This window comes from Paenibacillus forsythiae T98 (assembly GCF_000520735.1).
GTDB classification, from domain to species: Bacteria; Bacillota; Bacilli; order Paenibacillales; family Paenibacillaceae; genus Paenibacillus_AQ; species Paenibacillus_AQ forsythiae.
In genome coordinates, this window is the sequence record NZ_ASSC01000414.1 from 1 (window position 1) to 10,603 (window position 10,603).

At 56.9% G+C, this 10,603-nt stretch carries 10 protein-coding genes; 1 reads left to right on the forward strand and 9 read right to left on the reverse strand.

Annotated elements, in window-relative coordinates:
- The coding region (locus L692_RS28735; RefSeq protein WP_036723576.1) for an aminomethyltransferase beta-barrel domain-containing protein at nucleotides 1-324 on the forward strand (324 nt) is incomplete at its 5' end.
- Nucleotides 325-459: 135 nt separating this feature from the next.
- On the opposite strand, the gene L692_RS0113285 is transcribed toward L692_RS28735, so the two are convergent.
- From L692_RS0113285 to L692_RS31195, 9 genes are all read right to left on the reverse strand, one after another.
- Nucleotides 460-1,764 (reverse strand): replication-associated recombination protein A, encoded by a 1,305-nt coding sequence (locus tag L692_RS0113285; protein WP_025700557.1) that lies wholly within the window; start codon nucleotides 1,762-1,764, stop codon nucleotides 460-462.
- 323 nt (nucleotides 1,765-2,087) lie between these two features.
- Nucleotides 2,088-4,277: a HelD family protein gene (locus tag L692_RS0113290; protein ID WP_025700559.1), complete on the reverse strand. Its 2,190-nt coding sequence runs from the start codon at nucleotides 4,275-4,277 to the stop codon at nucleotides 2,088-2,090.
- 223 nt (nucleotides 4,278-4,500) lie between these two features.
- Nucleotides 4,501-5,256 (reverse strand): tRNA threonylcarbamoyladenosine dehydratase, encoded by a 756-nt coding sequence (locus tag L692_RS0113295; protein WP_025700560.1) that lies wholly within the window; start codon nucleotides 5,254-5,256, stop codon nucleotides 4,501-4,503.
- A 12-nt stretch (nucleotides 5,257-5,268) separates the two neighbouring features.
- The gene (gene aspS, locus L692_RS0113300; RefSeq protein ID WP_025700562.1) at nucleotides 5,269-7,044 is read right to left on the reverse strand and encodes an aspartate--tRNA ligase; all 1,776 of its coding nucleotides are present in this window, start codon (nucleotides 7,042-7,044) and stop codon (nucleotides 5,269-5,271) included.
- Nucleotides 7,045-7,112: 68 nt separating this feature from the next.
- Entirely contained in the window at nucleotides 7,113-8,366 is a 1,254-nt protein-coding gene (gene hisS / locus L692_RS0113305; RefSeq protein ID WP_025700563.1) for a histidine--tRNA ligase, read from the reverse strand.
- A 736-nt stretch (nucleotides 8,367-9,102) separates the two neighbouring features.
- Nucleotides 9,103-9,531 carry a hypothetical protein gene (locus L692_RS0113310; RefSeq protein WP_025700565.1) on the reverse strand — a complete coding sequence of 143 codons (429 nt, stop codon included), beginning with the start codon at nucleotides 9,529-9,531 and terminating at the stop codon, nucleotides 9,103-9,105.
- Nucleotides 9,532-9,654: 123 nt separating this feature from the next.
- Nucleotides 9,655-9,807 (reverse strand): hypothetical protein, encoded by a 153-nt coding sequence (locus L692_RS31825; protein WP_156940439.1) that lies wholly within the window; start codon nucleotides 9,805-9,807, stop codon nucleotides 9,655-9,657.
- Nucleotides 9,808-9,981: 174 nt separating this feature from the next.
- Nucleotides 9,982-10,425 (reverse strand): D-aminoacyl-tRNA deacylase, encoded by a 444-nt coding sequence (gene dtd, locus L692_RS0113320; protein WP_025700567.1) that lies wholly within the window; start codon nucleotides 10,423-10,425, stop codon nucleotides 9,982-9,984.
- 21 nt (nucleotides 10,426-10,446) lie between these two features.
- A partial coding sequence (locus L692_RS31195; RefSeq protein WP_156940441.1) for an ACT domain-containing protein occupies nucleotides 10,447-10,603 on the reverse strand: 157 nt, incomplete at its 5' end.

Consider the following 10,603-nt stretch of genomic DNA (forward strand, 5'->3'; position numbering starts at 1 on the left):
CTCTCCCGCAACATTCTGTATGTCGTGCAGGGAGACAAGCATCATAGCTTGTATTCGACAGGGCTTGTCGCTTCCGGCGTGAACTGGATTAACGGGCGCGGCCCGGGCAATGAGCCGCTACGCTGCACGGCCAAGTTCCGGTACCGCCAGCCGGATCAAGGCGTTACGCTGACGAATCGCGAAGACGGCACGCTGCATGTCGCCTTCGATTCCCCGCAGAAGGCGATTACGCCCGGACAGGCCGTCGTCTTCTATGACGGCGAGGTCTGCCTTGGCGGCGGAACGATTGAATACGCCGAGAAGGTTGTGCCGCTGCCGCACTAACCCCCCTTGGGCTTAAGCGGGGAGGCCGTGCGCTTCTCAGGCGGGAAGCCTTCAGCAACGGGAGCCTTTGCAAGAGCGTGCCGGACGGCGCGCCGGGCAAAGGCTCTTTTTTGCTGCACCAACCAAATTCGCCTCTCACTGTTCCCGCCGGAGCACCTGGTTATGGCGGATCTTCACTTCATTGCCCTGCTCGGTCGCCTGGTAAAAGACCCGCCGTGAAATCGCCCCCGGCAAGTACTCCTGCTTCACATAATGGCCGGGGAAATCATGCGGATATTTGTAACCGCCATGCCCCAAAGCGGTAGAGCCCTTGTAATGCGTATCCCGCAAATGCATCGGCACTTCGGCCGATTTCAGCTCGTCGATCGCCGACATCGCCCGGGAAATCGCCATGTACACGGCATTGGACTTCGGGCTCTCAACCGCGAACAGAATCGCCTGGGCGATGTTGAGCTTCGCCTCCGGCCAGCCGTTGTTGCGGTATGCCTCCAGCGCGCTGACCGCCTGTACCATCGCCTGCGGGTTCGCCAGCCCGATATCCTCGCTCGCAGCGGCAATCAGGCGGCGGATGAAGACGATCGGGTCCATCCCGAGCTTCTCCACGGCATAGAGGAACCAGAACAGGGCGGCGTCGCTGGAGCCTCGGATGCTCTTGTGAAAGGCGGAGAGGACGTCGTACTGCGTCGACTCGTCCGCTTTGACGGTTGGACGGCGGATCGAGTCCTCGGCCACCTCCAGCGTAATATGCACGGCGCCCCCGCTGTCCGGCGGCGTCGTCAGCGCGGCAAGCTCCAGCGCATTCAGCGCCCGCCGGATATCGCCATTCGCCATCGCCGCGATGTGCTCCAACGCAGCCTCGTCCGCACGGAGATCCATAAAGCCGAGCCCCTTCTCCTGTTCCGCCAGCGCCCGCCTCATCGCGGTGAGGCTGTGCATTCTGTTCAGCGGCTCCAGTTGGAACAGCGTGGAGCGGCTCATGAGGGCCCCGTTCACATAATGGAACGGGTTCTCGGTAGTCGCGCCAATGAAGATGATGGTTCCCTTCTCCACCGCTGGAAGAAGCGCATCCTGGCGCGAGCTGTTGAACCGGTGCACCTCGTCCAGAAACAGGATCGTCTTGGCGCCGTACAGGGCTTTCGCGTTTTGCGCCCGTTCAATGACTTCCCGTACGTCCTTGACCGAAGCTTCCACCGCGTTCAGCCGTACGAACTCTCCCTTCGTCTGACGGGAGATAATATGTGCGAGCGTCGTTTTGCCGCAGCCCGGAGGACCGTACAGCAGAATGGACGACACCTGGTCGGCCTCAATCGCTCGGCGCAACAGCTTCCCTTTGCCCACAATATGCTCCTGGCCTATATATTCATCGAGCGTCTCCGGCCGCATGCGGTCCGCCAGCAGGCGGCCGTCACCGGTCTCCTCCCCGAAAGTGAACAAATCCATGTCTACACTCCTTGCTGTAAGCTGTATTCCTCTATCATACCATTTCATGCGGCAGAGATCATAGCTGCGTCAAAGCGTATCGCTTCCTTGCGGCCAAGGCCGAGAACTGTATACATGTGCGGTGGAGTGAGTATATGGAAGAAAGTCGCCTTCCTAATTGGAAGGGCGACTCTCTTTTATCCAAACAAGTAAGTTTTCAGTTCCTTGTAAAAATTCTCGCGGGTCCCACAGTAAACAAAAGTCACTCTGCTAGCCTGTCCGTTCGCATGATGAGGCAGCCCGGAAACATAGTTCCAGGCCGCCTTGCGATTCATTCTTCCATTTTACTTGCTATCGGGTTCGCCTGAAACGTCCGGCCATCCGGACGCCGTCTCGGCGGTCTCCGACGCTTGGCGCAGATAGTCCGGCAGTCTGCCGTTATGCATAAGCCATAGCTCATGCAGCGCCCGGGTGCAGCCTACATACAGCAGCTTCGCATCCCATGCCGTTTCCCCGTAGGAATCCAGGTCGGCATCGGCTACGATTACAGCGTCGAACTCCAGTCCCTTGGACAAATAAAGCGGCAGCACCGAGAGCCCGCCCTGGTATTCCGTCATCCCTCCGTCGATGAGATGGATGTCGTCGAAATGCTCCGAGAGATTCTCATACAGATGCGCGGCGTCCGCGAGTGTCCGGGTCAGGACCGCTACCGTCCGATAGTCTCTGCCAGACAAATTGGCAAGCGCGGCCCGGAGGTCGCTCTCCCGTTGTTCACCGTATGGAATCAGCCGGACAGGGCTGCCGCTGCGGAACACCGGAACGGCAAGCAGTTCGCTGTGTACTCCGGCCGACAGTATCCCGTTGGCGAAATCAATAATTTCCATGGTGGAGCGGTAGCTTCTCGTAAGCGCGTGGTAGGACGTATGCTCCGGCGCGAACAGGGATTGCATCTCTTTCCAGTCATGCACCCCTTTATAGGCATGAATGCCCTGGGACAAATCGCCGAGAATGGTAAAAGAGTGGCCCCGCACGTACAGATCGAGCACCGCAATCTGGAACGGCGAGAAATCCTGCGCCTCGTCGATGACGATGTGGTCGAATTTCTGCACGCCCTCATCCCCGTTCAGCAAATAATGAATATAGAGCAGCGGAGGCAAATCCTCCTCCAGCACTACGCCCTTCTTTAACTGGCTTCGCGTCTCCTTCAGCACAGCGGCGGGAAGGGCTTCGGGCGCTTCAGCCGGCCAGTCCGCAGGCGTCTTCACGGCGCGAAAAATCTGCTTGTAGATTGCCAGCGGGTCGTATTTGGGCCATTTCGCGCCATAAGCCTTCTCGCGCTGCGCCCCTTTTTTCTTCCGGTCTTTCAGCGCGGCGGCGGAAGGGCTTTTCTTCAATTCCATTTCGATCCAGCGGTGAATTCGGGCCATCACCCGTTCCTTGCGCTTGGCAGGCGGATAGGGAGCGTATTCTTCATTATGCCACCGGAGAATCGTTCTGCGGGGCAAGACGGCTCCCTCCCACGGAGTGAAGTCGCCGCCGGGAACCGAACCCGATTCCAGCCGCCGCACCGCGTCTTCAATAATACCTATCAGCTTCGTCCCGCCCTTGAAGCGCTCCGAAGTCTCATCCGTGATCTCCGGCATGCCGCCCGGCGCCTCGAACCAGCGGTTCAGCGTCTCCATGACGCTTTGTTGCGGCAGCTCCAGGCCGAGTATGCCAGCCGCCCAATCCGCAAAGGTGCTCTGCTGAATATTGCCGACCCCGAGCTCGGGCAATACATCGGAAATATAGTCCAGAAACATCCGGTTCGGGGCAAAAATAATCATCCGCTCCGCCGACACCTGCTCTTTGTATTGGTACAGCAAAAAAGCGAGCCGATGCAGCGCCACTGTCGTCTTGCCGCTGCCGGCCACGCCCTGGATGATGAGCGCCGTGTTTTTTGCCGCCCGGATAATGCGGTCCTGCTCTTCCTGGATGGTCGATACGATGTCCCTCAGCCGGTTATCCTTATTCTCGCCCAGCCGGTAGACCAGAAATTCATCCGATACCGCCGGACCGTCGCCCTCGCGGTCGTAAGTGTCCGCCACCCGTTCCAGAATCCGCTTGCGGATCACGACGTTGCGCTTGAGATAGACCAGCCCTTCGATAAGCCCCTCCGGCGATTCGTAGGAGGTTGCCTCCGTTCCCCCTGTGAACGAATAGAACAGGCTTGCTACCGGCGCCCGCCAATCAATAACGAGCGGACGGTCGCTGACCTGCTCGCGGTCTACGCCGATCTTGCCGATATAGAGTTCCCTGCGCACCCCATCGCCGCTTTCTGCAAAGTCCAGCCGCCCGAAATAGGGCTCCTGCCGCAGCTTGGCCAGATTTCCGCGTCTTTGCTCCCTCGAATCCTCCAGAATCTGCTCTGTGTAATCATTTCCGGTGTACACCGGTGTGTTCCTCAGCGTTTCCAGCTGCCGGTCAATCTCGGCGAGCGCCGTGTTGAGCCTCTCTTGTTCCTCTTGATAGGCACTTTGAAAGTTGTCCTCCAATTTCAGTTACCTCCTAAAAGTAATATCGGGGAAATTCCCCTTGTCCATGTAAGGCAAAACCGGCTGAAGGAACCCACAGCTCCGCCGCCATGCTCGCACAAAAAGGAGTTTCATTGTAGCACAGTTGGGAAACGAACGCTATATCTGTCTTATCTTCCGGCAAAAAAAGAGCGGGCCGCCGATATTCGGCGCCCGCCCTCGCTTGGGCAGCTTATTCAGCTTCTTAAATCTTGACCCCTCCGGCTTCCAGCAGCTCACGGACGGCGACACTGACCATAATCAGTCCTGCCACCGGCGGCACGAACGCGTTGCTCGCCGGCGGCTGCTTCGCCTTCCGGATCTCGGGCGCGTTCTCGGGGACGATTTTATCCGTCACATCCTGCCGCGGCTTCATCGGTTCCTCGGTCGAGAATACGACCTTAACGCCTTTTTTGATGCCATCCTTGCGCAATCTCTGGCGGATGACACGGGCGATCGGGTCCATCGTCGTCTTGGAGATGTCCGCGACCTGGAATTTGGTCGGGTCCATCTTGTTCGCCGCGCCCATGCTCGAAATCATCGGGATTTTACGGGCAAGACATTCCTTGATCAGATGGATTTTGTAATGAATCGTATCTGATGCGTCAAGGATATAATCCGGGTTGTATTTGAACAATTCCTCGTACGTTTCTTCGGTATAGAACATGTTGAGCGCAATCGCTTCGCATTCCGGATTGATCAGCTTGACCCGTTCCACCATCAAATCCGCCTTTTTCTGGCCAACCGTCGTAGTGAGCGCATGAATCTGGCGATTGATATTGGTGATATCAACCGCGTCCTTATCGATCAGGATAATGCGTCCGACGCCCGTGCGGGCCAGAGCCTCCACCGCGATGGAGCCGACGCCGCCGATGCCGAGCACCGCTACCGTGCTGTTGTTCATAACTTCCAGACCCTCGGGTCCGATAGCAAGTTCGGTACGCGAGAACTGATGCAGCATGATGCCAGCCTCCTATTTCTTAGCTTTTTCCTTAATAGCCACTCTGATATGCAGCTCGTCCAGCTGTGCGTCTTTAACCGGGGACGGAGAATCCATCAGCAGGTCGGTTGCGCTGGCCGTTTTCGGGAAGGCGATCGTTTCGCGCAGATTGGTGCGCCCTGCCAGCAGCATAACGAGCCGGTCAAGGCCGAAGGCGATGCCGCCGTGAGGAGGCGTGCCATACTCGAACGCGTCGAGCAGATAGCCGAATTTATCCTGCACTTCTTCTTTGGACAGTCCGAGCGCGTCGAACATCTTCTCCTGTACATCGCGCTTGTAGATCCGCATCGAGCCGCCGCCGACTTCGTAGCCGTTCAGCACGATATCATAAGCCTGCGCGCGGATCGCGCCGGGATCGGTATCGAACAGGGCTACATCCTCTTCGCGCGGACGGGTGAACGGATGATGCTCCGCCACATAGCGCTTCTGCTCCTCGTCATAGCCAAGCAGCGGGAAGTCGGTCACCCAGGCGAACTTGTACACACTGTCGTCGATCAGCCCGAGCTGACGGCCGATTCTGAGACGGAGCGCGCCGAGGACGTCGGCGACAATCTTCTTGTTGTCTGCGGAGAAGAGCAGCAGGTCGCCTTCCTCGGCTCCGGTGCGTTCCTTAACGGCGGCAATCTCTTCCTCGCTGAAGAATTTCACGATTGGGCCGCGGAATTCGCTTTCCTTCACTTGAATCCAGGCCAGTCCCTTCGCGCCGTAACGGGCCGCATAAGGTCCCAGATCGTCGATCTCTTTACGCGTCCAGGTGCCGCAGCCCTTGGCGTTCAGGCATTTCACTTCTCCGCCCTTTTCGATGACGGAGGCGAACACCTTCACGCCGCTGCTGGCGACGATATCATTCATTTCGATCAGTTCCAGACCGAAGCGCAGGTCCGGCTTGTCGGAGCCGTATTTGCCCATGGCCTCGGCATAAGTCAGACGCTGGAACGGAAGAGCGAGATCTACGCCTACCGTCTCTTTGAACAGGCGCTGCATCAGGCGCTCCATCATGGCCAGCAGGTCGTCCTGCCCCAGGAAAGAGGTCTCGATGTCCACCTGCGTGAATTCCGGCTGCCGGTCGGCGCGCAGGTCCTCGTCGCGGAAACAGCGGGCGATTTGATAATAGCGCTCCACGCCGCCAACCATCAGCAGCTGCTTGTAAATCTGCGGCGACTGCGGCAGGGCAAAGAATTCGCCTTCATGCACACGGCTCGGCACGAGATAGTCGCGAGCGCCTTCCGGCGAGCTCTTGGTCAGAATCGGTGTTTCCACGTCGATGAAGCCTTCTCCGTCAAGGAAATCGCGGAAAATCTTGCTCGCTTTCGAGCGGAGCAGCAACGTCTTCTGCATTTCCGGACGGCGCAGATCAAGATAGCGGTATTTCAGACGCAGCGACTCGTCTACTTCCACACCGTCTTCAATGAAGAACGGAGGGGTCTTGGCAGCGTTCAGTACCTCGATTTCGGTAACGCGCACTTCAATTTCGCCGGTAGGAAGGTTCGGGTTTACGGTTTCCGGATCGCGTTTGACTACTTGACCGGTAACAGCGATAACATACTCGCTTCGGGTCTTGTCGGCAATTTGCAGCGCTTCGCCGGAATAATCAGGATTGAAGACGACCTGCACAATTCCGCTGCGGTCGCGAAGGTCGATGAACAATACGCCTCCAAGGTCGCGGCGGGTCTGCACCCAGCCGTTCAGAGTAACCTTCTCTCCGATTTGTTCTGTCGTCAACTGGCCGCAATGATGGCTTCTTTGCATTCTTGATCATACCCTTTCCATTTAAAAATCTCGATTTGTGATTACAGCCTGATGTAAATACTGCCGTTCTAGACCAGAGCCTGGCCCAACTCTTCCAGCTTAACCGTGCGCTGCTCTCCGGTCGCCATTGATTTCACGGCGATCTCCCCGCGCTGCAGCTCCTCTTCCCCTAGAATCGCGGTGTAACGAGCCGCCATGCGGTCGGCCGATTTCATCTGGGCCTTCATTTTACGTCCCAGGTAATCGCGTTCCGCGGAGAAGCCCAGGCCGCGCAGAATGAACAGCTGCTTGGTCACCTCGGCCTCCGCCTCCTCGCCGAGCGCTACGAGATATACATCCAGCGGTCTGGACGCTTCCAGTTCCACCTTCTGGTTCTCCAGAATGAGCTGAATGCGCTCAAGGCCGATACCAAGGCCGATGCCCGGCTGGTCCGGTCCGCCAATTTCGGCAACCAGGCCGTTATAGCGCCCGCCGCCGCCGACCGTGTCGATGGAGCCGATGCCGGCCGCCTTGTACTCAAACGCCGTATGCGTGTAATAATCAAGGCCGCGTACAAGCCGCGTGTTGACTGCATACTCGACGCCCATAGCATCGAGATGCGCCTTCACCTTGGCGAAGTGAACCGTACACTCTTCATCAAGGCTGTCCAATATGGACGGGGCATCTACGAATTTCTCCTGATCGACCTTGCAGTCCAGCACGCGCAGCGGATTGCGCTCCATGCGCCGCTGGCAGTCGCTGCACAGGCTGTCCTTCATTGGGCGCAGGAAGCCGAGCAGCTTCTCACGGTAGGCGGCCCGGCTGGGAATATTGCCGACGGAATTAATTTCGACCCGCACGCCGCCAAGACCCAGGTCCTTACAAAACTGGTAACCGAGCGAAATCACCTCCGCGTCGATCGCCGGATCGACTGCGCCGAAGGCTTCCACGCCGAACTGGTGGAACTGGCGGTATCTGCCCGCCTGCGGACGCTCGTAGCGGAACATCGGGCCGATGTAATAGAGCTTGCTGACATCCGGCTCTCCGTAGAGCTTGTTCTGCACGTAAGCGCGAACGACACCGGCCGTCCCTTCCGGGCGCAGCGCCAGATCCCGGTCCCCCTTGTCCTTGAAGGTATACATCTCGCCTTCCACGATATCGGTCGTTTCCCCGACGCCTCTTTCGAACAATTCCGTATGCTCGAACATCGGGGTCCGGATTTCACGATAGTTGAAGCGCCGGCACAAATCTCTCGCTTTCTCTTCAACGAACTGCCATCTTTCCACCGCGCCGGGCAGCACATCCTGCGTGCCGGTCGGCTTCTCGAATCTCTCTTTAGCCACTGCTTATCCCTCCTGAAAATGCCCTTGCACGCTTTGAAATTTGCATCAAAAAATCCCCCGCCCTGTTCATCAACAGGGACGAGGGATTATCGCTAACGATTATCACCCGTGGTACCACCCACATTCCGGCCGGAAACCCAAGGTTTCGGTCCGCTCCAAGCGGTTAACGCCCGCCTACGCGCAAGAGCGGCTACTGATGCGGCATGCGCCGCCGTTCACCGTGCGTTCTCGGGGAGGTCATTCATTCGCTCATCAACAGAATCCTTGCAGCCAGGTTGAATATTTACGCCTGTTTCTTCAGAAGGCAAGTAAATATCAACATGGGATTCCTCTCTGGGGTTGTGGTAGCCGAATTACTGGGTCCCGTCATCAAAACATGATATTAAGCCGTATATGGTTAGATTCTACTGAACCACTGCGTTAAAGTCAAGGAAAGGAATCGACTTTATTCAGCAATTTTTATTGGCATCAGCCGCTGCGTCCCACTTCCATCACGCGACAAAAAAATGACCTGTGGCCGATTGCCGCAGGTCCAACGATATATATTATAAAAAAGGGGGTCATGGGTTTATTATAAACAGACTATATTAAGCAGACATGAACGTAATGTTACTTCTATATTACAGAAAAGAAAGCGCTTTACATTTCTTGTGTCACAAAAGCCTCCGGCCCTTGCAAGAGGCGGCGAAGGCTTTTCATAACAAGAACGTTTATCCTGAACCCCGGGCCTAAATTTTTAATCAAAAATTTCGACAAAAGCATTTCTGCTGCGAAGCGTATGCACCACCGCATTGAAATCCTCGTCCGTCACTTTAATTTCCATAACATAGCGCAAGCTGTCCAGATCCCCGTCTGCGTACATCCGGTCCGCACGGAGATCGTCCGAGCCAAGGAAAGCCTCCCCACTCAGCGGCGCTCTGCCTTCGTTAACGTCACCCGAGGCCACCGGCACTGGCGCGGGAGCCGTACCGAAGGAGGCAAAGGTAGAGCCGGTCCCCGCCAAATTATTTGTCGGCATCAGCGGAAACAGCAGCCGCCGGTCCTGCCCGAGCGGGTCGGTTAAGGCCCACACATCAAGCCCGTCCGCATCAAAGGACAGCAGTGCCGTCTTCACTCCTTCCGCTTCGTCCTCGGTTCTGAAATAAGCCTGAATTCGTCTGGTCAAGATTATCCCCTCCCTGAAATATTTCTGGCTTCTGTCGTTCTTGGCCCTTGTGTATTATTACCCGGAACTGAAGTCCTTCTAACCCGGTTTGCCCGAAAAAGCCTCCGGCTCCACTTTCTTCAGTCACGAGCGCGGCAGCAAATCACGGCTTCTTCCCTTCAGCACATGCTCGCTGAGCCGCTCGGACTCCTTCGCGTTTGCGGAAGCTTCCATAAAGCTTCCGACCGGAAGAGCCGCCAAAGTTCTCCAAGCCCAGGCTTTCGGCGACTGTCTCATTCATAACACTCCTTGACCTCTAGTCCGCATTCCTTCTTCTGGAGTTTGCCCCGGCGATAGCCCTCCTATCCAACAAAAAACGGATGGCCCAGGGACTTTTTTAAAAGTTCCTCTGCCATCCGTTTAACGGGAATTACGAGCCGCCACAGACTGCCAATCACAGCGTAGAGCGACCTATCCCCTGCTGTCCAGAATGAGTGTAACCGGCCCCCAATTGACCAGGGACACCTCCATCATCGCGCCAAAAACTCCGGTCTCGACGTTCAACCCGAGCGCGGTCAGCTCTTGGTTAAAATAGTCATAGAGCCGCTCGGCTTCCGCAGGAGCCGCCGCTGCCATAAAGTTCGGCCGCCGCCCTTTGCGGCAGTCCCCATACAATGTAAACTGCGATACGGACAGAATCGATCCGCCCGTTTCACTGACGCTGTGATTCATTTTTCCCGCTTCATCCTCAAAGATACGCAGCCCGGCGATCTTGCTTGCCAGGAAATCGGCGTCTTTCTCGGTATCTTCATGCGTGACGCCAACCAGAAGCATCAGGCCTTCGCCGATCTCCCCCACAGTCTTTCCGTCAACCGTAACCTGCGCCCGCTTGCAGCGCTGCACAACCACTTTCATTAATGCCACAACTCCTAAACATTACTGCATGATCCGGTGAACCGTGTAGACATCCTTTACCCGCTTCACCTTTTCCACAACCGAATACAAATGATCCGTATTGCGGATCAGGATGGTCATATGGATCAGCGCCATCTTGTTCTTGTCGGAACGGCCGGTGACCGCCGATATATTCGTC